The 26159-nt window shown below is 33.5% G+C and carries 19 protein-coding genes; 15 read left to right on the top strand and 4 right to left on the bottom strand.

Features of this window, described 5'->3' with window-relative positions:
• The 12 genes from ACWGOQ_RS03835 to ACWGOQ_RS03780 all read left to right on the top strand — a co-directional run bounded on the left by ACWGOQ_RS03835 (position 1) and on the right by ACWGOQ_RS03780 (position 14764).
• Positions 1-3225, top strand: a complete 3225-nt coding sequence (locus tag ACWGOQ_RS03835) for an efflux RND transporter permease subunit (protein WP_452056438.1) — start codon at positions 1-3, stop codon at positions 3223-3225.
• Positions 3197-4567, top strand: a complete 1371-nt coding sequence (locus tag ACWGOQ_RS03830; RefSeq protein WP_452056439.1) for a TolC family protein — start codon at positions 3197-3199, stop codon at positions 4565-4567. The genes ACWGOQ_RS03835 and ACWGOQ_RS03830 overlap by 29 nt, the downstream gene beginning before the upstream one ends.
• Positions 4568-4573: 6 nt before the next feature.
• Complete coding sequence (locus ACWGOQ_RS03825; RefSeq protein ID WP_452056440.1) at positions 4574-4756, top strand: CPXCG motif-containing cysteine-rich protein; 183 nt, start codon at positions 4574-4576, stop codon at positions 4754-4756.
• Between the two features lie 141 nt (positions 4757-4897).
• Positions 4898-6148, top strand: coding sequence for a DoxX family protein (locus ACWGOQ_RS03820; RefSeq protein ID WP_452056441.1), 1251 nt, complete (start codon positions 4898-4900; stop codon positions 6146-6148).
• Positions 6149-6618: 470 nt separating this feature from the next.
• A complete protein-coding gene (locus ACWGOQ_RS03815) occupies positions 6619-7029 on the top strand; it encodes a response regulator (RefSeq protein ID WP_452056442.1) in 411 nt (136 codons plus the stop codon).
• Positions 7030-7158: 129 nt separating this feature from the next.
• Positions 7159-7704: a heme NO-binding domain-containing protein gene (locus ACWGOQ_RS03810; RefSeq protein ID WP_452056443.1), complete on the top strand. Its 546-nt coding sequence runs from the start codon at positions 7159-7161 to the stop codon at positions 7702-7704.
• On the top strand, positions 7697-8926 hold the full coding sequence (locus tag ACWGOQ_RS03805; RefSeq protein WP_452056444.1) for a sensor histidine kinase: 1230 nt from the start codon (positions 7697-7699) through the stop codon (positions 8924-8926). Before ACWGOQ_RS03810 ends, ACWGOQ_RS03805 begins: the two co-directional genes overlap by 8 nt.
• 4 nt (positions 8927-8930) lie before the next feature.
• Positions 8931-10064 (top strand): FIST signal transduction protein, encoded by a 1134-nt coding sequence (locus tag ACWGOQ_RS03800; protein ID WP_452056445.1) that lies wholly within the window; start codon positions 8931-8933, stop codon positions 10062-10064.
• Complete coding sequence (locus tag ACWGOQ_RS03795) at positions 10064-11122, top strand: sensor histidine kinase (RefSeq protein ID WP_452056446.1); 1059 nt, start codon at positions 10064-10066, stop codon at positions 11120-11122. Before ACWGOQ_RS03800 ends, ACWGOQ_RS03795 begins: the two co-directional genes overlap by 1 nt.
• Positions 11122-11442: an Hpt domain-containing protein gene (locus tag ACWGOQ_RS03790; RefSeq protein WP_452056447.1), complete on the top strand. Its 321-nt coding sequence runs from the start codon at positions 11122-11124 to the stop codon at positions 11440-11442. The genes ACWGOQ_RS03795 and ACWGOQ_RS03790 overlap by 1 nt, the downstream gene beginning before the upstream one ends.
• Positions 11443-11454: 12 nt before the next feature.
• Positions 11455-12171: a LytR/AlgR family response regulator transcription factor gene (locus tag ACWGOQ_RS03785; protein ID WP_452056448.1), complete on the top strand. Its 717-nt coding sequence runs from the start codon at positions 11455-11457 to the stop codon at positions 12169-12171.
• Between the two features lie 151 nt (positions 12172-12322).
• The gene (locus tag ACWGOQ_RS03780) at positions 12323-14764 is read left to right on the top strand and encodes a DUF4114 domain-containing protein (RefSeq protein ID WP_452056449.1); all 2442 of its coding nucleotides are present in this window, start codon (positions 12323-12325) and stop codon (positions 14762-14764) included.
• Positions 14765-14820: 56 nt separating this feature from the next.
• On the opposite strand, the gene ACWGOQ_RS03775 is transcribed toward ACWGOQ_RS03780, so the two are convergent.
• A complete protein-coding gene (locus ACWGOQ_RS03775; RefSeq protein WP_452056450.1) occupies positions 14821-16914 on the bottom strand; it encodes a tetratricopeptide repeat protein in 2094 nt (697 codons plus the stop codon).
• Between the two features lie 180 nt (positions 16915-17094).
• Here ACWGOQ_RS03775 and ACWGOQ_RS03770 point away from each other — a divergent pair, with 180 nt between their 5' ends.
• The 3 genes from ACWGOQ_RS03770 to ACWGOQ_RS03760 all read left to right on the top strand — a co-directional run bounded on the left by ACWGOQ_RS03770 (position 17095) and on the right by ACWGOQ_RS03760 (position 20024).
• The gene (locus ACWGOQ_RS03770) at positions 17095-17391 is read left to right on the top strand and encodes an STAS domain-containing protein (protein WP_452056451.1); all 297 of its coding nucleotides are present in this window, start codon (positions 17095-17097) and stop codon (positions 17389-17391) included.
• 48 nt (positions 17392-17439) lie between these two features.
• The gene (locus ACWGOQ_RS03765; RefSeq protein ID WP_452056452.1) at positions 17440-18690 is read left to right on the top strand and encodes an MATE family efflux transporter; all 1251 of its coding nucleotides are present in this window, start codon (positions 17440-17442) and stop codon (positions 18688-18690) included.
• A 116-nt stretch (positions 18691-18806) separates the two neighbouring features.
• A complete protein-coding gene (locus ACWGOQ_RS03760; RefSeq protein ID WP_452056453.1) occupies positions 18807-20024 on the top strand; it encodes a glycosyltransferase in 1218 nt (405 codons plus the stop codon).
• An 86-nt stretch (positions 20025-20110) separates the two neighbouring features.
• Here ACWGOQ_RS03760 and ACWGOQ_RS03755 read toward each other — a convergent pair whose 3' ends face one another.
• From ACWGOQ_RS03755 to ACWGOQ_RS03745, 3 genes are read right to left on the bottom strand one after another with little or no spacing between them, the layout of a single operon-like run.
• Complete coding sequence (locus ACWGOQ_RS03755) at positions 20111-21652, bottom strand: cellulase family glycosylhydrolase (RefSeq protein ID WP_452056454.1); 1542 nt, start codon at positions 21650-21652, stop codon at positions 20111-20113.
• Positions 21649-22881: a hypothetical protein gene (locus tag ACWGOQ_RS03750; protein WP_452056455.1), complete on the bottom strand. Its 1233-nt coding sequence runs from the start codon at positions 22879-22881 to the stop codon at positions 21649-21651. Before ACWGOQ_RS03750 ends, ACWGOQ_RS03755 begins: the two co-directional genes overlap by 4 nt.
• The gene (locus ACWGOQ_RS03745; protein ID WP_452056456.1) at positions 22881-25973 is read right to left on the bottom strand and encodes a putative glycosyltransferase family protein; all 3093 of its coding nucleotides are present in this window, start codon (positions 25971-25973) and stop codon (positions 22881-22883) included. Before ACWGOQ_RS03745 ends, ACWGOQ_RS03750 begins: the two co-directional genes overlap by 1 nt.
• Positions 25974-26159: the final 186 nt, after the last annotated feature.

Raw genomic sequence — 26159 nt, 5'->3', positions numbered from 1 at the left:
ATGCGTAAGATTATTTCTTATTTTATCCGATACCATGTTGCTGTTGATGTTATAGTGATTGCTTTTATTGTATTCGGAGTATTTGGAGCACTCTCACTTAAATCATCATTTTTTCCGCTTACCGATTCTAAAAATATAAGTATTAATGTTATTTACCCAGGTGCGTCTCCTTTAGAGGTAGAAGAAGGAATAATCCTAAAGGTAGAAGATAATCTAAAAGGTTTAGCAGGTGTAGAACGTGTGACCTCGACCTCGAGAGAGAATAGCGGTAGTATTAATGTCGAAATTGAAAAAGGGAAAGATATTGATTTTATGCTACTTGAAGTTAAAAATGCAGTGGATCGAGTACCCACCTTTCCTACCGGAATGGAACCTATTGTTGTTTCTAAATTGGAAGCAATTAGGCAAACAATAAATTTTTCTGTAAGCGGTAATGAGATACCTCTTAATACTTTGAAGCAAATAGCACGACAAGTCGAAAATGATCTTCGAGCCATCGACGGTATCTCTCAGATTGGTATCAGTGGATACCCTGACGAAGAGATCGAGATAGCAGTAAATGAAAATAATTTGCTGGCGTATCGACTAAGCTTCAGTGAGGTGGCTCAGGCAGTAAGCCAGGCTAATATTTTGACGACAGGAGGAACGATTAAAACAAATGCAGAGGAATACCTGATTCGTGCAAATAATAGATCGTATTATGCTGACGAACTGGCCAACCTTGTTATACGAGCAGATCCATCAGGCCGTACTATTAGATTAAAAAATGTGGCAGAAATCAGAGACCGTTTTTCAGAATCACCGAATGCTTCTTATTTTAACGGAAATCTGTCGGTTAATATAGAAATAACCAGTACCAATACCGAAGACCTGATTTCTTCCGCAGAAAAAACGAAAGAGTACATTACAGAATTCAATCAAAAGTATAATAATGTACAGCTAAACGTAATTAGCGATCGTTCGATCACCCTAGTACAACGAACCAAATTGCTTACAGAAAATGCTATTATAGGGATGTTGTTAGTACTTTTGTTCTTATCCTTGTTCCTGAACACACGTTTAGCATTCTGGGTAGCTTTTGGATTGCCAATAGCCTTTTTAGGAATGTTTGTTTTTGCAGGATATTTTAATGTAACCATCAATGTGTTATCGCTTTTTGGGATGATCATTGTGATTGGTATTTTGGTAGATGATGGAATTGTAATTGCCGAAAATATCTATCAGCACTACGAAAAAGGAAAAACGCCAATCCAGGCAGCAATTGATGGTACAATGGAAGTAATTCCTCCAATAATTTCTGCAATATTGACTACGATCATTGCATTTGGTATCTTCTTATTTTTAGACGGTCGTATTGGTGATTTCTTTGGAGAAGTGTCTGTAATAGTTATTCTTACACTAACAGTCTCATTAGTAGAAGCATTGATTATTCTTCCTGCGCATTTGGCGCATTCCAAAGCATTAAGAGCTGAAGAAACAAAGCCCAAAAAAGGGATTGCAAAGTTGTTTTCTAAACTCCGTTACGTAAATACATTTGGTGATAAAATTATGAGATGGCTACGCGATAACATCTACAGTCCTACACTTAATTTTACGTTGAAAAATAAATTTTTCACCTTTTCCATTTTTATGGTGATACTCATATTCACTATTGGAAGTATCGGAGGAGGAATTGTTAGAACTTCATTTTTTCCGCGTATTGCAAGTGATGTAATTTCTGTGGACTTGGGAATGCCAAATGGAACTAATGAAAAGATAACAGACTCTATTATTTCTATGATAGAAGAAAAAGCCTGGATCGTAAATAAAGAACTGAGCGAAGAGTTTTTGACAGGCGAAGATTATGAAGGTAAAGAATTATTCGAAAATATTATCCGTAATGTAACTTCATCTTCTAACGCTTCACTACGGATCAATATGCTACCAGGAGAGGAACGGCCAAACGAAGTGAATTCTGGTTTGGTAGCAAACCGTATTCGAGAAAAAGTAGGCCCCGTTTTTGGAACTGAACGATTGATTTTTGGATCTGGAGGAAACTTTGGCGGAAGTCCTGTTTCGGTTTCTTTGCTAGGAAGCAACATTCAAGAATTAAAAGCAGCAAAAGAAGAATTTAAAACTGTTTTAGAAAATGATTCCAGATTAAAAGATGTTGCAGATAACGATCCTGCCGGAATAAAAGAAATCCGAGTAGAACTCAAAGAAAATGCCTATGCATTGGGTCTTAATCTTAGAGATGTTATGGCGCAGGTTAGAGGAGGGTTTTTTGGAGTGCAGGCGCAACGTTTTCAAAGAGGTCAGGATGAGATCCGAGTTTGGGTTCGTTACGACAGAGAAAACCGTTCGTCCATCTTAGATTTGGATAATATGAGAATTTCGACTTCAACAGGAGAGCGAGTTCCGTTAAGTGAAATTGTTACTTACTCCATAGAACGAGGAGATGTTGCTGTCAATCATCTCGATGGAAGGCGAGAAGTCCAGATATCTGCTGACCTGAAAGATCCTGAGGCGACCAGTCCTACAGATATTTTAGATGAAATCAGAACAGCAATTATGCCAGAAATTATAGCTAAATATCCTACGGTAACACCATCTTACGAAGGTCAGAACCGAGAAGCTGGCAAATTTCTTGGATCGCTTGGTCCTGTTGGACTTACGGCACTAGCATTGATATATATTACCATCGCATTTACCTTCAGAAGTTATAGTCAGCCACTATTACTGTTATTATTAATTCCTTTGAGCCTTCCTGCGGTAGCATTAGGTCATTGGATACACGGTTTTCCTATTAATATTTTATCCTTATTAGGAATAATAGCCCTAATTGGTATTATGGTAAATGACGGATTAGTACTGATCGGTAAATTTAATAGCAACTTACGATCAGGAATGACTTTTGATAAGGCAATTTTTGAAGCCGGAAAATCTCGTTTTAGAGCTATATTTCTTACATCCCTAACTACGATTGCAGGATTGGCACCGTTGATTTTTGAGGAGAGCCGCCAAGCAAAATTTTTGATTCCTATGGCAATTTCCATAGCATACGGGATAGGATTTGCAACGGTTCTCACTTTATTAGTATTGCCACTGTTTTTATCATTTAGCAATAAGATAAAAGTAGGAACCAAGTGGTTAGCAACCGGAAATAAAATTACAAAAGAAGAAGTAGAACGTGCTATCAAAGAACAAAAAGAGGAAAATGAAGAGCAACTTGAATTACAAGAATAAATGTAAAGCAGCTTTATTATTGCTTTCGTTTATGATCGGTGGCAATGCTTTTGCCCAAAAATTAACGAAGCAAGAGGCGATCCGTTTGACATTAGAAAATAACTACGGAATTCTAATAGCGACAAATACTATTGAAACGGCAAAAAATAATAAAGGAGTACTAAACTCAGGATATTTACCAACTCTTGTAGGAAATGCAGGAGCAAACTATCAAGACGCATCCTCTACCACTTCATTTCAAGGAGCAATTAACCCGAATACAGGGCTACCACGAGAGGATATTGAAATAGATGGAGCCGAAACACAGCGATACAATGCTTCGCTCAATCTTAACTACACTTTATTTGATGGTTTAGGGCGCTACTATAATTATAAGCGATTAAAAGAGCAGTACAATCTTACAAGTTTACAGGCTAGAGAAACTATAGAAAATACACTACTACAATTGTTTACTGTGTATTATGAAGTTGCGCGACTTACAGAAAACCAACAAATTCTGGAAGAAACAGTGCGTATTTCTAAAGAACGTGTTACCAGGTCAACCTACCAGTTTGAATATGGGCAAAACACAAAATTAAATGTGTTGAACGCAGAAGTAGATGTAGCCAATGACAGTATTAATTTATTGAATATTAAACAGCAATTGGTCAATACGAAACGAGATCTAAACGTTATCGTCGATAACGAATTAGAAAAGCAATTTACGGTAGATACTACCGTTAACTTTATCACAAGATTACAAATAGATAGTTATTTAGAAAAATCGATAGAAAATAATGTCACGCTGTTGCAAAACGAAAGTAATATCAGGATTAGCGACTACGATGTAAAGGTTAGTAAATCAGGATATTTGCCAACAATAGGTTTGACAGGATCCTATGGGTGGAATGAAAGCAGAAATCCACCTTCAGCGTTCTTTCCTGGAAATATTGGCGATACCTATACATTAGCAGGTGGTATTAGCTTAAGTTGGAATCTTTTTGACGGTGGCGGGACGATCACAAGAGTAAAAAATGCAAAAATAGCCTTAGACAATCAGGAATTGGCTAAAATTCAGGTAGAACAACAAGTAAAAAGAGATATTGCCAATGCTTTTGGGAATTACAAGAATCGCCTCAAAGTTTATGAAATACAACAACAAAATGTTTTGACCAATCAAAACAATTTTGAACGTTCCAAAGAGCGATTTAACTTGGGGCAGATAACTTCTATAGAATTCAGGCAGGCTCAGATTAATCTAATACAAGCGCAAACCAATAAGACCTTAGCGAAGTATGATGCTAAGTTAGCAGAACTACAGCTGCTGCAATTAACTGGCCAGTTGTTGAATATTGATTTTTAGTTTTATATGTTTGAACATTTTTTTCAATGTCCTTATTGTTGGGAAGATATATCCATGTTACTGGACACTTCTGTTTCTTATCAAGAATATGTAGAAGATTGTGAGGTATGTTGCAACCCGATTATGATCAGAACAACATTCGAAGATCAAGAGCTGATTGCTTTTGAAGCGTTAAATATCGAGCAGTAGTTGGATGACGCATCATCAGATCAAAACTATCACTACCCAAAAGCTACAAAATCAATGATTATTATATTATAGTTGTAACGTATTGCCCGTTATCTGCACTAATAAGTTATAACAATCTTCACGGGGACTATATAATTGTCTATGAACATATTGACTCAAGAATATAAAGAACACTGGAATTTACTGAGTAAAATTATATTCAGAATACTTTGTTCTTATTTTGTTTTCTACATGCTTCTTATGGTATTAAGTCCACTTTTTGAAACACCATTTAGATGGATTGGTAAGGAAATTTTTAAAATTAATTATAAATATGAGGTGAATGGTTATGGTAGTGGAGATCATACTTATGCATATTTAACATTGTTTGTAAATATAGTTTTAACTTTTATAACAGTAATTATCTGGAGTATACTGGATAGAAGCCGTAAGGGATATAACAAACTTTTATATTGGTTTTTAGTTTTTCTTCGTTTGGTCTTAGTAGCTGCAATGCTTCTTTATGGTTTTGTGAAGGTTTTTAAGCTTCAATTTCCATCAGCTTCATTAACTCGTTTACTTGACCCTTTGGGAGATTTTTCGCCGATGGGATTGGCCTGGACCTACATGGGGTATTCAAAGGGTTTTAATGTGTTTGTTGGTTTTATGGAGGTGCTAGGTGGTTTGTTATTAATACCTAGACGTACGCAAACCCTTGGTGCTTTTATAATTATTGGTGTTATGACCCAAGTGGCTATGATGAATTTTTGCTATGATATTCCCGTGAAACTATTTTCGGTTCATTTAGTCTTAATGGCTTTGGTTATTTTTATAACTGATCATAGGTTTTTAAATGTACTTGTAAGAAATAGAGCCGTAGAAAAATATGAGTATTACCACCCTGTTAAAAACACAAAGTATCACAAAGTCATTTTTTGGATGAAATCTATAGGTCTATTTATACTTATTAGTTTCATATCATTCAATTTTCACACAACAGAAAGTCATAGAGGTAACAACAGAAAAAAACCATTACTTTATGGTATATGGGAGGCTTCACATTTTATTAAAAACGGTGATACACTTCAGCCTCTAATTACGGATGCTTACAGATGGCGTTATCTTATTGTTGATTTTAAAGACAAAGCAACTGTAAAAACTATGGATGATTTAAAACACTCCTATAGATTTATAATAGATTCAACGTCCCAAAAAATTATGATATATAAAAAAGATACTGAATCTGAAGCGTGCAATTTCGATTACAAAAATCCGAATTCTGAATCTCTTCAACTAGATGGAGTTATTGAATCTGACACTATTCGCATACTGTTTTCTAGAAAAAATCATGAAAAATTTAATTTAAACTCACGTGGTTTTAACTGGATTAACGAGCGCCCTTACAATCAATAAATGGATCCAGAATCGAAATTGTATTATACTAGACCAACGTTATTTAATTTGTTAATTATAGGAAAACTTGTAGTATAATTAGAGAAACACGTTATATAACAGTGTCTAAAAAAAATGCTGTAATCAAAAATAAGGGCTCCCGATCGGCATAAAAACATGTAAAGCTATATTAGCTCAAGTATTATTTTTTTTGACACCAATCCAAATGTGTTTTGGTCCAAAGAAAACAAACACTAGAAACCTTTCGATATTGGAGTCTAGAGCAACCTTATTATAAAATCTTTTAGGTATTATTATATTGTTTTCAAAAAAGATGAATACACATTCGGCAAAGTAAGGTTTTTATTTATCTACAATAAATTACCATTCGTCGACACTTCATCATTGTTTTATCGAAAATAGGCAAAATTGTAACGATAAAATAAAGATTTTTACATGGTATTAATGATGCGTATTGTAAAGAGTAACCTATGAGAGTTTTAAAGTTTTTATTAATTGAAGATGACGAGATAGAGCGACTAAAATTTGTTCGAGTTTTAGATAAGAACAACTATTCCTATAAGTTATTGGAAGCACAAAATGGGGAAGAGGCTTTGGACATTTTGGAGAATAAAAACGAGACTCCCGATGTAATTCTTTTGGATTTAAATATGCCTAGGATGAGTGGATTGGAATTTCTCAAAATTTTAAAATCAAACGAACGGCTACAATATATTCCTGTCGTTATTCTGAGTACTTCAAATAATCATAAAGACCTTAAAAAAAGCTACGAAGAAGGAGCTGCAGGTTATATCGTAAAACCATTAAAGTACGATGATTATGCGGAAAAAATAAAATCTTTAGTAGAATATTGGGGAAAAAATGAACTTTTTATTATGTAAAAAGTAATAAAACATGTAAATTCACCTACCCCGAATATTATGTTTTATGACCTATAACAATTATCATTTCACACAATTATTTCTTATAGTAAACGCTATTTTATTATGTGTAACCTATAATCAAAAATTATGAAAGGTATTGTTTTTACAGAGTTTTTGGAGCTTGTAGAAGATAAATTTGGTTTGCAAATGGTTGATCAGATTATACAGGAATCCAATCTTCCTTCTAAGGGAATTTACACTTCGATAGGTACGTATCAGTTTTCAGAAATGTTAAGTTTAATTTCAAACTTAAGTAATCGTACAAAAATTAACGTCGATGATTTACTACTAATCTATGGAGAACATTTTTTTGATGTGCTGGTAAAGAATTATGGTCCATTATTAAATCAATACGATAATCCATTAGAATTACTGGGATCTATTGAAAATCATATTCACGTAGAGGTAAGAAAAATATATCCAGAAGCAGAGCTACCCACATTCGAGATCTTGAAAAAAACAGACAAAGAGCTCACTATGATTTATAAATCTAGCAGAGCAATGTACAGTTTTGGTCTAGGTCTTATGAGAAAAACATTTCTTCACTTTAATCAAAAAGCCAGAATTGATTTTAAAAAAATAAAAGAGGATGGAACCGAAGTTAAATTCATGATCCAAATGCTTGATGAATAAGATTGATCCTGATATATTAGAAAGAGCGCTACAAAGAGAGAAGGCAGCAAGAAAGGAAGCTGAGAAAATTCTTGAAGAAAAATCAAGAAAGCTTTATGATCTTACAATAGAATTACGAACTGCGAATCATAAGCTGGAAAAACTTTTTTATGAAAAAAAGAATGAACTACAGGGTGTTTTTGATAATCTTGTAGATGCATATGTGCTTATAGATATTCAAGGGAATATCTTGGATATGAATACTTCTGCTATAGATCTTTTTGGGTATGACATTACTGATGAAAAAATAAATGTGGTTTCTCTTATTTATAATGAAGACTATCAATATGCAATGTCCTCCTTCCAGAAATTGGTGACAACAGGATCGTTTTCTGATTATAAAGCTAGAGTATATACAAAGAATAAGGGTGTTAGAACGGTTCATATCAATGCAAGTATCGTAAAGGATAGCGAAGGTAAAACTATAGGAGCGCAAGGCATTGTCAGAGATATTACGTTACAGTTAGAACAAGAAAATCAGAGAGAACAATTATTACAAAATTTGGAAACCAGCAATAAAGAACTCAATGATTTTGCCCATGTAGTCTCCCACGATTTAAAATCCCCATTGCGCGGGATGAACGCATTAATCAATTGGTTAAAAGAAGACTATAAAGAGATACTTGACTTAAGTGCACAAAAATCTTTTGATTCACTCCTTCAGAAGATCGAAAAGATGGATAATTTAATTGAGGGCATTTTAGAATATTCCAGTATTGATAAACAACAAATACAGAAAAAGAATATTGATCTTAGTGAAGTTCTAGCAGATATTATTTCAATGATTCATGTGCCAAAACATTTTACAATTTCTATAAAGAATCATTTACCATTTATAGAAGGAGATCAATATAGGTTACAACAGCTATTTCAAAACCTGATCAGCAATGCCATAAAATATAATGATAAAATACAAGGAGCACTTGAGATTTTTTGTCACGATAAAGGAAGGTATTGGGAGTTTGAATTAGCAGATAATGGTCCGGGAATTCCTAAAGCGTATCATAGTAAAATATTTGAGGTATTCCAGACTGTTAATGCAACAAAAGAATCAACTGGTGTAGGATTGTCCATCGTAAAAAAAATAGTGGACCTTTATGATGGCTCTGTTCGCGTTTCTTCAGAAAAAGGTAAAGGAACTACATTTTATATAACCTTAAAAAAACAATTAAAATCCGACTAAAATCATGAAAACTCAACAGTATAGCAAAAAAAAAGGTGGATTATGGCGATCGGTTATGACCTATACAGATAGTTTAAATAAGCCGTTAGTACTGGTTTTTGGAAATAGATATTTACTAGAGGATCCTAAAATTTTTGATGAAGTTAAAGATTTATATCCCGATGGCGAAATTATAATTGGTTCTTCTGCTGGGGAAATTTTAGGGGAAAATGTTGCAGATTCTTCTGTGGTACTTACTGCGATAGAGTTTGAGAAGAGTCAGTATGTGGTGGTAAGAGAGAATATTTTGGAACATAATAAAGACGCATTTGTCACCGGTCAGAAGCTATGTAAAAAATTAACAGAAAATAACTTAAAGCATGTTTTTATTATAAGTGAAGGTAGTTTTGTAAACGGGTCAGCTTTAATTAATGGCTTGGAGTCGGTGTACAAGAGTGTAATATTTACCGGAGGTCTATGTGGTGATGATGCTAGGTTTGAGAAAACCTTGGTAGGGTACAATGCTGTACCAAAGGAAGGTGAAATTGTAGCCGTTGGTTTTTATGGCGATGAGTTGGATATTACGAGTGCACAGTTTGGAGGATGGACTCCTTTCGGTCCAGAGAGAATAGTAACGAAATCAGATAATAACGTTTTATATGAATTGGATGATCAGCCGGCTTTAGATCTTTATAAAAAGTATTTGGGAGAAAAAGCTTCAGAATTGCCGCAGTCTGCGCTATTATATCCACTGAGTGTTAAATCGCAAGGGAAAAAAGAAGCATTTGTTAGAACCATTCTTTCTATCGATGAAAAAGACAATTCTATGATACTGGCCGGCGATGTGTCAAAAGGTGCAACAGTACAACTTATGATGGCAAATATTGATAAGATTGCCGAAGGAGCTTCGCAAGCAGCGGTACAAGGTATGGAAAAGCGTAAGAAATCTCCGGACTTGGCCATTCTTGTAAGCTGTATTGGCCGAAAACTGGTCATGGACCAAAGAGTTGAAGAAGAAATAGAAGAAGTAATAGAAATTATTGGAGATAAGGCAACCGTAACTGGATTTTATTCATACGGAGAACTAGCTCCCTTTAGAAACAGTTCAAAATGTGAACTCCATAATCAGACGATGACATTAACCCTTATAAGTGAGTAATGATGAATCCTCTCCTAAAACGACAAATAAGGAAGAACCTCCCAGATCATCTAAAAGGTAATCCCGATTTAGAAATTTTTTTGGATGCAATAAATAAGTCATACGCTACTTATGAGGAACAGTTTGTCATGTTACAAAGAGCGATGTCTATTAGCTCAAAGGAGCTATTCGATGCAAATGTAAAATTAAGGGAAGAGGCAGACCAACAAAGATTGGTAATAACAAGTCTAAATGATGCAACAAAGGCCTTGCGATCGATTAGTTACAAAAAGGAAACAGCAAATACTGGAGAACATAAGGAACTTACAGGTTTAGAACTGGCATCATTAATAGAACAACAAGCTACGCAAATTTCTAATTTTGAAAAACAAAGGGCAAAAATCCTCAAAGACTTGGAGAAGAGTAATGAAGAGTTGAGCAATTATGCACAGATTGTTTCTCACGATCTAAAATCTCCATTAAGAAATGTAAGCGCATTGGTTTCATGGATTAAAGAAGATAGTGCAGATATGAATGGTACCGTTCTAAGCCACATAGACCATATTCAGGGCAACTTAGAGAAAATGGAAAACCTTATTGGTGGCATTCTGGAATATTCGCTTATAGACAAAAAAGAACAATCAGAAGTTGTGGTGGATTTAAATATTGTTATTAAAGATACAATAGACTCAATCCACGCACCAGATTCTATAGGTTTTACTGTAGATACAGTATTTCCTACACTTAAAAAAGACCCTTACAGACTTCGGCAACTTTTTCAAAATCTGATCAGTAATGCTGTTCAGAGCATACAAACTAAACAAGGAGAAATTCATGTTGGTGCAGAAGATAAAGAAGAGTATTGGCAATTCTATGTTAAAGACAATGGGAGTGGAATAGAAGATAGATACTACAAAAAAATATTTGAAATTTTTCAAAGTGTTGATAAGGAAAAGAAATCTACAGGAATTGGTCTGTCTATTGTTAAAAAAGTCATCGACTTATATGAAGGAGAAATTTGGCTGAATTCAGAGGTAGGTGTAGGAACCACCTTTTATTTTACTTTAAAAAAAGACTAGTGATCGAAAAACCGAATTTAAAATATATAGATGAATTGTCTGCTGGATCAATTGAATTTAGACAAAAACTTATAACCATTGTAAAAAGAGAGTTCCCTAAAGAGAAAGAAATTTTTCTAAAAAACTATACATCGCAGGAGTATACAGCTGCGGCAGAGAATGTACACAAGTTAAAACATAAAATAGGGATGTTGGGATTTGAAAAAGGGTATCAAACCACAATAAATTTTGAAGAAGAACTGTTGGAAGGGGAGTATTCCCTTTTCTCAGAATTTATGCTTATTTTAGATTCGATAGAAAACTTTCTTGTTACTATTTAAATTTATGCTATTATGAATTGTATTATTATTGATGATGAAGAAACTGCTAGAGTGATTATTGAACAGTTATGTTCTCAAGTAGATGGAATAGAGATTCTTGACCAGTTTCCTAATGCAATTCAGGCCATTAAATATTTAAATCAAAATGAAGTAGACCTTATTTTTCTTGATATCCACATGCCGGATTTTACGGGTTTCGATTTTATTCAGACTCTTAAAAACCCTCCTAAAATAATACTAACGACATCGGACAAGAATTTTGCTCTAGAAGCTTTTGAGTATGATTGCATTGTGGATTATATGGTAAAGCCAGTTACGATTCCTCGTTTTCTTAAGGCAATTCAAAAAGCTCAAAACTCTCCATTAAAAAGCAACGTAAAAAAAGAGATTTCTACCAAAGATGCAAAAATAAAGGGAGATAATGATTTGTATATTAATATTGATAGAAGACTTATAAAGTTAGACATATCAAGTATTTATTTGATCGAAGCTAAAGGTGATTATATTACTGTGAAAACAGATAATAAAAATTATGTGGTTCATTCAACTATGAAAAAAATAGAAGAGAAACTGCCAGATGATATGTTCTTAAAAGTCCATAGATCGTATATAATAAATACTAAAAAAATCATTGATATTGAGGATAATAGTGTATTAATTGCCAAAGACGTTATTCCGGTAAGTCGATCAAACCGTCCTGAGTTGATGAGAAGGTTGAATCTTTTATAAGATCATGTCAAAAGATTATAGCATTCTTTAGCATTATAGATCTCTCCTTTTTAACCATTCACCGAAACAAACTGAGTATTCATCGCTTTTTGAGATTTTGAGGATTAAATCTAAACTATTTTTGATCTAATAATAACCAAATCTTGGAAACATGAAACGAACATTACTATTACAGTTATTTTTAATGACCAGTCTTATCGTATGGTCGCAGAATTATAATTATTTAGGAACTTATAATGAAGAAGGTGTGCCCGATTATCTACTAGAAGATGATGTTGTAACCCAAGCATTGTTAGACAGTATTGCAGCTGCCTTGCCAGAAGGTTTCCCAGTTCCCGATTATAACCCTCATTATATTTCTTCTGGTTATGATACAGATATCATTTTAGAAGAGAACGCAGATGTTTGGGTAACATTTGTAGGAGAAGGTGCTGGTTATAAGAATGTTTTAGGTTTCTACACATATGACCCTAACAATCCTCCTGCTGCAATTCCTACTCCAGAAGAGATTACGATTGTATTCCCTAATGTATCAAAAACTTACAGCGGTGGCGGATTAGAACCAGGTAATAAAGTGAAAATAGGAACCTTTGCTGCAAATACAGGGATAGGCTGGGTATTGCTAGCAGATGCATGGTCAAACGGGTCTGTAGGGTATGGAAACTGGCAACTATTTTCAAACCCTGATTATAATCCTGAAGCAGATGAATCTCTAAGGTACCATAATGTACTTTTATCGGACCCAGAAAATGAAAGAATAATTTTGGGGTTTGAAGATATAAGACGTGACTATGGATCTTGTGATAACGATTTTAACGATGCGCTATTTTATGTTACTGCAAATCCATTTACAGCTATAAAATCTCAAAATCTTCCAGACATAACAAGTGCAACTGATGTGACCTCTGCTAATGATGGAGGATTAGAAAGTAATGGTGATTTGGCAAGTTTAATAGCGCAACGTAATTTTAATAGAACAAAATCCAATATATTTTTTAATACAAAAAAATCACAAAAGAAGTTTCAGCCAGATACTGTATCAAATAAGTCTAACAATAATGAAGATTTAAGTTTTTATTTCCCAACTACTGGCGTAGCAGGTTCGGAATCAACATATGTATCTAGTCCAGAAGATTTACTTGGTATTACCAATGCAAACACAGTATTCTCTGTAGACTACTACCAAAATGAAAAAAGAGTAGCTGCAGGATTAGCAACTACTACAACAGGAAGGATCTATGATCATTCTAAGACAATATGTGATCGTCTTAACGGGTCTAGATTATTGGATTTGAGAACAGTGAAAATTAGAAATCATACGATTATAAGTACACGTATAGAAAGAGCTACTGGAGAGATCGAATATGCGTTAACGTTCTCTATCAAAGAAGGTGCTTTAGAAAATGAAATTTATAGCCTTTGGAACATTGATAGTTACCCTGAAGGAGATTATACGAATTTCCAGATTTGGGGAGGTTCTGTATCACAAGTAGCAAATATCGCAAATCATATTTTAGATACTTTTATTTCTGATAAACCAATGAGAAGTCATGAAGTTTCTAACAGAATACCGACAACTTTTGTGGAAAAAGGTAGATATGATAATGGAAAATTAGTATTAGATATTGTAAATAAATCTGGGGCTTCTTGGATGAATTTTGATGGAAACATTAGAAGAACTGAGCAGTCCTCTGAAATGGCATTAAGTGAAACAGTTGCTTTATCAGGAGCATATAGAGAACAAATCAAAGTAGAAACGGGATTCTTGTTTGACATAGGATTTTCGATTAATGGAGAAGAGGCTACTCAAATTGATGCATTATACTTAGCAGATGGTCCTTGGGGAATTGACTATAGAGAAGAAGCGGTAGTTCTAGATACTTTTGAAGTCTTAGAACAAATCGAAGCAGGTTCTGATGAGCAATATACAATAGAAAGAGGAGTTGCTGTAAGCGGGGACGTAAAAGAAACAATGAATGTTTTCAGAAATGTTTTAGCAGGTGATCTTACACTAAGTGTAGAAAACTATAATGCATTACAATTTAAAATGAGTACTACTAACGATATTGAAGTTATCTTAGTGACCAAGGATCTTACTGATTGGCACGATAGGTTAAGATTTACATTAGAAGCCAATTCTGATAAGACATTATATAACATAGCTTTCGCAGACTTCAAAAATGCAGCAGATGTATCCATTGATGTAACAGATATCAAAAGTGTTGTGTTCTCGTTACAAGGAGATTATCAAAATTTTCTATCCTTTGATGTTGAGATAACAGAATTGGTTTTTGCCAGTAATACAGTGTTAAACACTGAAGAGTATGAGGTTCAGGAAAAAGTGGCGAAGGTAATGAATTACCCGAATCCATTTCAGGCAACAACATTTATAAGAGTGCCAGAGACATTGCAAGGAACCTTAATGATTACTGTTGTTGATATGCTAGGAAGAATCGTGAGAAACGAAGAATTACAAATGATTACTAATAATGAAGCGAAGTTTGATGCTAAAGATTTAAGTAGTGGAGTCTATAAATATATAGTATCGGGTTCTGATAAGAAAAAATATTGGGGGAGTTTTATGAAGGAATAATATTCTGATAAACTTATGATTTGGGTCGATAGCGAGGATAACATTTGATATACTCGCTATTTTTCTTGAGATGTACCTAAATTCAGGTTTAGTTTTTCGATCTTTTTATTAAAAAGAGGCTTTTCTAAGAAGTACCATTTTAGTTTAAAACCAATTTCGGTAAACTCAAAACCAGCCGCAGTAGCAGATGCTATGTTACTGTATTTACCATAAATATTTGCAGTAAATCTCTTTGAAAAATTATAACCAAATTTACCTTCTGTTCTAAAGGTAGCGGATGCAGGGTCATCTTCTACATATTGGCGACCTACTGCAGCGCTAAAACGATAAAACCAATCATTACTTTGATTGTTTTGTATTTCAGCAAAAAACTCTACTAAATTAAATGACGAAGGACTAAAATAAATAGCAGGCACTTGATCTTTAAAAGAAATATATTGATAGTTTAAACCAATTTTTAATGTAGGACGGTTTAATACATTGTAGTATAACGAAGTAAATAGTAAGTTTCTACTATTTTCATCAGATTGTGAGGTATATATAGCTTGCGTATACCATCCCAGATTAAAATTGGTTCCTAGGTTATAATTAAGAGAATAATTATTCATAACTATTTCTCTATCGATAAGATCTGCGTTAAAATTTTGAAGTTCTCTTTTGTAACCAATATCTAAACTCTGAAGTTTAAAAGGTTTTGTACTCAAAATAATTTCACCAATAATTCCGGTATAACTATTAGTGACAGCATTAGCACTATTAAACCCTAGATTCGTCTTAATGCCGATCTTACCAGTAAACATATAATCTAATCCAATCGCTGCCTCGTGGGATTCTGCCTTTACATTTGTTTCTGTATTTTCGGTAGATCTAAAAGAATAACTACTCTTTACTTTTAGCTTGGTAGACAAGGGAATTTCGGCATTAAAATTGGTGTTGATTGCCTCATTATTACCATTATCAAAAGTATATGCCGTTTTGTTCTCAATAAATGGAGTATGAGAAATTTTTAAGTCAGAAATTAATTTTTCTGCATCCGGTTGTTTCGGGTAAAAAGAAAGTGTTTTAAAAGCAAATTCATAAGCTTTCATATCCAAGCCAGAAGCTCTGTAAGCATTCGCAATACCGAGATTGCCATCAAATGAACTTTTATCAGAATCTAGAATTGTAGTATATTCATTAACACTCATCTTAAAGTCACTAGTATACATTCCGTAAGTTGCTTGTAAACTCGCTATTTTAGAATTATCCGGGTATTTATTTTTAAGTTCATCGATAGAGGTTTTGGCATCCTTAAATTTTCTATTCCAGAATAAGGCTTGCACATACCTTTCATAAGAATTTAGAAGAATTTTATTGCCTGATGCTAATCTTTTAGCTTTTGTCAAAGATTGTGTGGCTAAATCAAGTGCCTTTTTTTCTTTATGCATTTTATGAGCTACTAATGATAATCCTTGTAATGAGATGATACTATCTTTGGGACTTTTTGCCGTCTTAAAATACATTTCTTCTGCGCTAGCATATTGATTAATCACTAGATAGATATTAGCTTTGTTTAATAGAGTGTCTTTATCATCAGGAAAATCTTGTAAGTTTTTATCTAAAAGCGCTAATGCTTTTTTATATTGTCTGTCTTGGGATAAAGTAAAAGCATAGCCCAAGCGTATATATTTTCTAGAAATAAGAGCATTACCATTGCCAGGTTGTATGACCAAAGCTTTATTTACTGTTTCTAAGGCAAGTGGATATTTTTTTAGATTAGAAAGTGTATTTGCATATCCAAGTACAGCAGCAAAACTATCTGGTTTTTCTTGTACAATCCCTTGATAGTAAGTTTCGGCCTTTTCAAAATCGTTATTCCATAAGAGGGATTCGGCGTAATTCAATTTTATTTCAAAATCATCGGGGTATTTTGTTTTCAGCTCAGTAAAAATAGTTACTGCTTTTTCTGATTCACCGAGAAGACCTATTGCCCTACCATAACATAATTTTGCTGTTCGATTATCAGGATATTGTTCGAGTATGTTTTCGAAAAAATCCTTGGCTTTACTATACGCACCATTTTCGAGATGATTAAACCCTTCTTTCATATCCTGTCCGAAAGAAATATGGAAAAGAAAAAGGAATAAAATGAATAATATTTTTTTGTTCATAGACGAATTTTACAGTAACAAGATAAGTATATCTTTCTAAATAAGCCATGCTTTAAAATATTTATAACGCTACAATTTCCCCATTCATCTAAGGTAAAATGCAATTGATCGAAAAACACAAAAAACATGATCAAATCATCTTGATATTTGCAATGTTATTAATCTTTAAAAGAATTTGTTATGGCATTGAAAATTACAAATAAACAAGGTGTGTATGAATTAATAGGAAATGTGCAAGGTGAAAATGCGTTATCGCTTCAAGGTCATTTTGAACTATTATTGAACTCTACAGAAAAAGTGATTTTATCATTAGAAAAAGTAAAACATATCGATACTTCGGGTATCCAGGCATTGACAAATTTATATAGGGGAGCCATAAAAAACAATAAGATTTTTTATTTAATTGGATCTGAAAATAATATGATTAATGCCGCTTTTGGCAAGGTTAATTACATGCTTAGAAACGATTTTCTTTAATCCAAAAACAAAGGATTTGAAATTATAGAAACATAATATTTTTTAGAAATGACTACGACGATATCTATCCCAAAACTTACTTCAGAACAGAAATTTATGATGAGTGTTATCATCGTGAATGCAGGTAACTACCTCTATAATTTGCTCTTAGGGAGGATTTTGGGACCAGAAATGTTTGCAGATGCAGCATTGTTGATTACCTTTTTATTAGTACTATCGTTCGTTGCTATGACATTTCAATTGGCGACGGCTAAATTCTCTGTCTTATTTGAAAATGCTACGTTCAAAAGTTTTATTAGTAAATCATATAGATATGCTGGAGCAACAGGCTTATTCATTGGAGCTTCGATGGTCATTTTTTCTAAAGAATTACAAGCGCTATTCAATACGGATTCTTCTACGATGTTTACCATTTTTGGTTTGGGAATTCCTGTCTATTTTGTGATGAGTGTCAATCGTGGCTTTTTTCAAGGTAAAAAGAAGTTCGATAAACTAGCTTTAACATACCAAGGAGAAATGTTTAGTAGATTAGTTATCACGTTGTTGTTGATTTTTACAATGTCGCAAGTAAATGCATCAATATTAGTAGTCATTGGTATTGTTATCTCTTTCTTTTTTGGTTTGCTCCCTTTTAAACGTGGTAATTTTTCACTCCGTGAGAAGAACACATTGACTAAAGAACAGACAAATAAAATTAGTAAATTTTTCGTTCTAACCGCCTTTTATGAGTTGACACAAATTATCATCAACAATAGTGATATACTAATGGTAAAGCATTATTTTACTGAGTATGATGCAGGTTTATATGCCTCTTTAGCACTAATCGGGAGAGTCGTATATTTTGTGACCTGGATGTTTGTGATGCTTTTACTTCCAGCGGTGATAGAAAAGAAAAAGCTAGGTGAGGCCACTGCTCCTATCTTGGTAAAATACGTTGGATATGTAGTAATATTAGCCTCTGTAGTAGTTTTGGGTTGCTACCTTTTTCCAGAACTAGCAATTCATATCTTATTCGGAGATGCATATTTGTCCATGGCACCATTACTATGGAAATACGCAATAGCTACTGCTCTTTTTGCAGTGTCTAATATATTTGCGTACTACTTTTTATCACTGGATCAATATCTACCAGTAGTCATTTCTGGATTGTTAGGAATATCTCAAATTGTACTGATTATTTTCTTTCATGACTCGTTATTAGAGGTTGTAAAGGTGCAGATCGTAGCGATGGCTATTTTATTGATGGTACAATTAGCCTATTTTTTTTATGAAAAGCAGGGAAAGGTAAGCCAAATATAGATGTTTACCATTCGTCGACGGCAAATGGTAAACGAACGAATAAAGATTAAAAATAGTCCGCTACTATCGGATATTTGTCTTATAAAAATAACCCGAATTAATCTAAATCTATAATTATGAAATTAGCAATCGTAACAGCGTATCCACCAAGTAAAGTAACGTTAAATGAATATGCTTTTCATCTAGTGAAGCACTTTAGACAACAAATGGAAATTACAGAATTAATTTTGCTCACTGATTCGACAGAAACAGAAGCCGCTATAGAGTTCGAAGAAGCTGGATGTAAAGTTGTTGTCAAGCAATGCTGGAAGTTTAATAGCTACAAAAACATTGTTTCGGTAATGAAAGCGGTTAAGCAAACAAAGCCAGATTCTATATTGTTTAACCTTCAATTCATGAAGTTTGGGGATAAAAAAATTGCTGCTGCTTTGGGGTTGCTTTTACCATTTTTATGTAAGATTCAACAAATACCAACCATTGTTTTACTGCATAACATTATGGAGCAAGTAGACTTAGATAAAGCAGGTTTTACAAATAGTGCTATTTTAAAAAAGATATTTAACGGAATAGGTACGCTGCTAACACGATTTGTACTATCTGCAGATCGAGTTGCCGTTACCATTAGCAAGTATGTTGATATTCTCGAAGAGAAATATAAGGCTAAAAATGTTATTTTAATTCCTCACGGAACCTTTGAGATACCAGAAGAGCCATCTTACGATTTACCAAACGGCCCTCTCAAAATAATGACGTTCGGAAAGTTCGGAACCTATAAAAAAGTAGAGATATTAATTGATGCGGTTAAAAAAGTACGAAAAACTACCGGTGTAGCGCTAGAAGTCGTGATTGCAGGAACAGATAACCCCAACACTCCGGGATATTTAGAAAACGTAAAAAAGCAATATAAAAATACACCGCAAGTAAGTTTTACGGGATATGTAGAAGAGGAAGATGTTCCAACAATTTTTAGCGAAAGCGCTATGGTTGTATTTCCATACACCTCTACCACCGGAAGTTCTGGCGTATTGCATCAAGCAGGTAGTTACGGCAAGGCTGTGGTAATGCCAGATTTAGGTGACCTAAGTATATTAGTTAAGGAAGAAGGGTATAGAGGAGAATTTTTTGATCCACAGAGTACAGATAGTTTAGCAAGTGCAATAGAAAAAATAGTAGTAGATACCAATTACAGGAATGAATTGGCAAAGGCTAACTATGATGCGGCTACAGCTTTTCCAATGAATAGAATTACTGAAATGTATATCGAAGCATTTAAACAAATTAAGAATGACAAGCTTTCTAAAACTGATAAAAGTTTTAAACGAGTTACTGCATGAAAAACTGTTAATATTGTTAACAGAGTTGCCCCAGACTGACCATCGTCATCATTTTAAAACACCTTTTGAAGTATCTAAAAGGTGTTTTAGTATGTTATAAATTCGAATGATTTTTTCTTATTGCCTGCAGAGTCAATAAATCCAAAATGTTTTTGAGCATTTTTGCGCCAAGGCAATCTACCTACAACTCCTGTAGGAATATTATCAAAATCATATAAAGTCCATGATATAAAATGAAGTTGGTTTTGCTTTATAATTTTCTGAAATTTCTCATGATAAGAAGCTTGATCTTTTTCAGAATTACCAAACGGTGCCCATAGCCCATTATTAGAAGATAAGCCAAATTCTTGTAATACTAATGGTTTATTAATGGAGGATATCGTATTAAAAGACTCAGAAAAATTTTCTAAATCTCTATAATAATGAAAAGAGATAATATCTAATTCATCACTTAGTAAACTGGCGGATTCTATGGATGACCAACCAATCGTTATAGGATGTATACTGTCTAAAGATCTTACTTGATGAGTCATTCCCGTTAACCAAGCAAGCACTGTTTCTTTTCTTCGACTCTCAAAATCTAAATTAGGCTCATTTTTAATATCCCAAGCTAAGAGTGCCTTGTGATCTTTTATAGCACTAACAATTTGCTCTGCGTGTCTATGTGTAAAAGTCCAATCATCAATAGCATAATTTCCATAAAAATCAAAAAGAGTAACAACTGCTTTTAGTTTAGTATCTTCCGTAAGGTCTAATACTTGTTTTAGCTTTTTAAGTTTTTCTGCTTTTACGAACTCTTTACCAAACTCTTCATATGGCACAAAAATTCTAATAGTATTAAGCCCTGCATTTTTAATGATTGCTAAATCTTTTTTAATGGTAGTGATTTCAAAATCATCACCAAACATATTCCAAGGATTTTTTTGGGGGTAATAATTGATTCCTTTTATTTGATAGGTACTACTATCAATTATAATTTTTTTGCCTTTTATATATGGGGATTTCTTTTGTAATACGGTATCTGGTTGTGATAGCGGTTTTTTAACTATATGGCGAACTCTCCAAAATCCATCTTCTAATAACATGGCAATTTTGTAATCAGAAATATCTTTGGTTGCAAACTGTAATTCATTTTCTTTAAAAAACTGAGTATATGATGTTACGTTTTGATCTTCAAAAACTACTAATTGTCCATCGGCACTATAAAAATCCAAAGCTAGGTTATGATTTAGTGTGGTGCTAACTACTTTTACCTTATTTTCGATATTAAACTCAATACCTTTTATCAAATTTTCACGAGCACTTTCTGTATAGAAATCAAAAATCCCTAATGAATCATAAGTTGTATATCCTACGTTTCTAACATACCAGGAATTAATATAATCTTTTTGGATATCTCCCATGGTTTGTTTCTCAATTGGTCTTGCAGGGTTTATAGTGTCTTTCCAATTGACCTTAGGAATATAAGCCTGCTTGTTTTTTACACCAATATGAAGCATCATAGAACGATCAGCCCCTGTATTGAGAAAAGATAATGTTTGACTTATACCAAAAAGAATAAGTCCATTTATGAATATAAATGAAATAATAATGAAAGATCTGTATATCATTTTATTTTGTTTCTTCATTCTAATACTATATGATCGTATTTTTTAGTAATTCCCATACCCGTTACTTCTAGCGTGTACTCTCCATTAGGGAAGAAATCCTCAGATAAATGGAATTCTATAAATCCTTTAGAAGAAAACTTAGTAAATGTTTCTATCAACATTTCGTCTCTATATACATCTAAAGAAATCATGGCGCCATCTGGTACAATTTGATTCATAAAGCTTAAGATAGCTCCCACTTTAATATTTCTTTGCCCTTCAGTAAAAGCTGTTGTATAGTCTTTTATTGCAGGTTTAAATTCTAAAGTAAGGTCGTCACTTTCTGCCATTTCAGGAATAAAAGCTTGTGCGGTCCATAAGGATGCTTTTGCCGGGTGTATCATATATCCTCTTGCCACCCCCTTAATTGTAGTTCCAGAAACTCTTAACAATTCGTTGTGATTGGTTAGAATACTGAATTCTACAATACGTCCATCACTTATAGTATTTCCATATTCATCTTTGATCTCAGAAGTGAAAAATTCCACAATTTGATTTCCATCAGCATACTCGTGTTTTTTTGAAACCTTTAATTCAAAATCTTGGGCTTGAGAAGGAAAAACATCAAGCGTAAATTCTTTTGAAGCTAAATTACCTGTGTTCGCACTAACAAGAATTCTTCCTGACTTTTGATAAGAATATATATTTTTCCAAGCAATGAAATCATCTATAAATAGATCAGAATCTTTTTCTAGATCTAAAAACTGATGCTTGATTGTAACTAATGTACTATCCTGAATTGGGTTGTCATATTCATCAGCAGGTATTAAAGTAAACATGCCATAATCTTTTCCTCCTGCGGTAATACTCGTAGGACCTAAATAAGATTCTAAGGGTTGTTTTACTACTTTAGATGCTTTGATATATAAACTTTCTGAGTAGATTGCTTGCAGATTATGAACCAGCTTGTAGTTAATCACTCCTCTTTTTTTAGATAAAAAAGGAGGAATTTTAAAAACTAAAGTGTCTTCTTTTACTTGAGCGTTAAGAATTGATATCCCGTACGAACTTTTTACAATAAGAGAAATGTCTGCAGAGGCTTTTGCTATAAATTTCAGTAGAATTTCTTCTCCCGCGATATATGTGTTTGTATTATTTAATGATACAACCGTAGTTTTTCCGATATTCTTAAGGATTGGGTTACTTCTGGTAAACCCAACAATGAGTATCACTAACAATAATAAATATGTATACGTTCTTAGCTTCATTAATTAGGAGCTCCTATATAATTGTTAACTTCTATTTTTATAAAACAATAACCAGTTCCGTTTACTGGTATAAAGGAATAATCCTTTTGATTTCTTTTTCTATTGGGAGTTACCTTATGACTAATATCTTTATTAGGCAAACCGTTAATGTAGATATTCTCCATATCCTGACTGATAGATTTTAAGTTGCTGATTTCTTTTAATGTATAGGTAAAAGGTCTTTTACGCTGAGGTCTTATTCCTTCTCTTACATAAGAATGATCTACCCAAATAAGTTCTTTTTTGTCATTATAATACGATATAATCAACTGAGGGATGGTAATTTCTTGTAAACCAGAATTAAATAAAATACCGTGTACTTTATTTTTATCAACTATAACTTCAGAAAGAGCAAGTCCTTTATATAAATCTGTTGTTGCTACGTTACCAGCACATTGTAAATTAAAAGTTATTGGAGAATCCGTGAGGTTTATAGCGGTAAATTCATCTGGATTAAAGGTTTCAGGTTTTTGTTCACCTTTGTTCATCCAAGCAATCCCTTCAAAATTAATCCTAAAACTTGTAATTTCTTTGGGTACCAGTTTATGTTTCATCTGGTCTTTTGCATTATACGTAGCTAACTCTTGATTTTTGAAATTATAAAGTGTAGCTTTTATTACAACATCAGCGGGTACGTTATCAATATTTTGTATTTCTCCAACCACTGTATATACAGTATCATTCTTGATAAGATTTGCATGTAGAACTTCTAAAACAGGTTGCTTTAAAACATCTTCATGAAAGGTTTGTTCTGAGGATATTCTTCTTCTTCCATGATTATAAAACTGAGTTTTGTTTTGCGAGAATAATTGATCAGGTGGAATATCAAGGTCGTAATTAGGTGGTTTTACAAACCATTCTCTTCTATGTTTTACTAGCTCTAAGTAAAATACTCTGTCTATTCTTTCTAATGGGGTAATCCAATAAGTGACTGCTTTAGCCTTTGCAGTACTATCAGTTTGATCGAGAATACTGACATTAATTTCATCCATTTTGGCGTATGAACTTAATAAACCATCGGTTACTGCGATCTCTAACATATATTGATCTTCTTCTTTATCACTTTCGGGATCAATATAACTATATGCTCTTTTAAATTCTTTGAAATCAAGTGCATCATAATAAGCTTTTACTACATTTTCTGGACTTATTTGTGTAGCATTTTTGATGTAAAAAATATACCCCCCATAACTTATAATTAATAAAAGTAAGACAGTCCAGATATGTTCTAAACGAATCATATAATTTTTAAAGCCGTTGTATTGTATTCCGTACTTAAAAAAATCAGGGTGGTTTTGATCTCGGGTTTTAAGAGCTTGAATCCAAATTACCTGAATATTAATAATAAACGCTAGTAAAACTGTTATAATTGGGATCAGACCCCACACTAGTTTTAATGGCAAGGCAACATCATCTTTGGGAATAATGTTAGGAATAGGTGGCACGTTTAATTTTTCCCAAACCATGATACCATTTTCTAATTGTCTTAATCGTTGCCACCCGCAGAAATATAGAATAGGATCGTAAAATTTATCATTAGAAAACACGTATTTCAAATTGTATTTTTCTGGCACTGTAAGAAACTGTTGCAACGAACCAATTCCTTCTACACCTCTAAACTTTGAATTTTCTAATCTTTCGACTGCTCTAGAGGTTAATTCAGGAAGTCTTCTCGCGGAATGGTAATTACCATCTACCGTCATTGCATTAGTTTGGGCAGATAACCAAGCCATCTGATCTCCAAAACCTAACGGAAGATAACGCCAATGATCGTGCTGATCCTGTTTCAGAAAATTTAAAATAGGTAGCATCTTTATTTTCTGAGGTTGAGAAGGTCTAAAATACCCTAAACTCATAGTGAAAATACATACAAACACGTAAGCTCCGGCTAAGGCACCTCCTAATACCCTATGATAAACACTACCAAATTTTTTCTGTAGTTTATTCTTTATATCTCCTTCTACAAAGCGGAAACAAAACTCTCCAAAAATAGGAAGGGACATGATAGAACCCCATAAGGTAAACCTATCTAATGTTAGAATATTAAAAGCATTATCACCCAATATCATTTTAGGAATAGCAGTGGTTCCTCCTGTACCTAGTATAGTTAGTAAAGTTAAGGATAGACCAAAGAACAAATATCGCTTACTATAGTATCGATAAAATATATAAGGGAAAATAAATAAAAGAACACCCCAAGGGATCAAAAAGAAAACGAGCCCAGAAGAGGTTACTTCCAAGAAGTTGTCTCTGGATCCATGTGGAATCGGTACTTGGGTGATAGGATTATTCTTGGTATTGATCCAATATGGTAAGATACAAAAAACAATGAGGATAAGAGATCCCATACCAAAACCAACAATCCGCCAAAATAGTTTGAAGAATGTGCTGAGAAAATTTTTAAACCGAATTACTTTATAGGAGCCAACCTGATCTTTAGTACTGTCCATAATCACCATTCCGATTAGTGGAAAAATAAAGAAAACCATCCCAAAAATGGGAGTGACATGATGAGAAGTCACAGTAACCGCCAGCAAACTAAAAGCTCGTATTAAATATTTATACTTACCCGTTTTGATCCACAAATAAATCTCTGGTAATGCGTGCATGAGCACCGACATCCCAACGATACTGGGTAATTGACCAAATATATGTAAAGTTTCTACAAAAGAAGAAGAAAAAACTGCCACGAGCGCAGCATACCCGGCAATATTTCTCTTACCAGTCATGAGTAATGAAAACCTGAATACTCCAGTTATAAATAAGATAATAGCAATAATAGCAACTGTAAACAGCCCGAATTTAAGACCTCCGATCAAAGAGAATAAGCCAATGCTTTGATGTACTAACGGAGGATAACCCATTACGGTAAACCCGGTATACCAGCTGTAATTCCAAGGCTCGAACCAGCTAGAAGCATAATGATCCGCAAAAAAGAGATGGATCAAAGCATCATAGGTAGTTTCTAGTGTAAAAAAAATACTAGAACCGTGGAATAAGAGTCCAATGAGCAATGCACTGATTAAATACTTATTTGTAATTCTTTTCTCCATTCAAAATATAGCGGAAACCTCCCTTAAAATTTATAATATAAAATTTCTGTGGATTAAATATACAATAAAGCTTTGGGTTTCGACGAATGGTACATCTTTCGATAAATACCATTCGCCGAAAGCTTTTTTTCAACGATCGAATTACTCTCATTTCAGACTGGTTCCCACGGTACTTTTGAACTGTAA

The organism is Aquimarina ulvae (assembly GCF_053613295.3).
The sequence above is the reverse complement of the archived record's forward strand: the minus strand, read 5'-3'. Positions and strand labels throughout refer to the sequence as shown.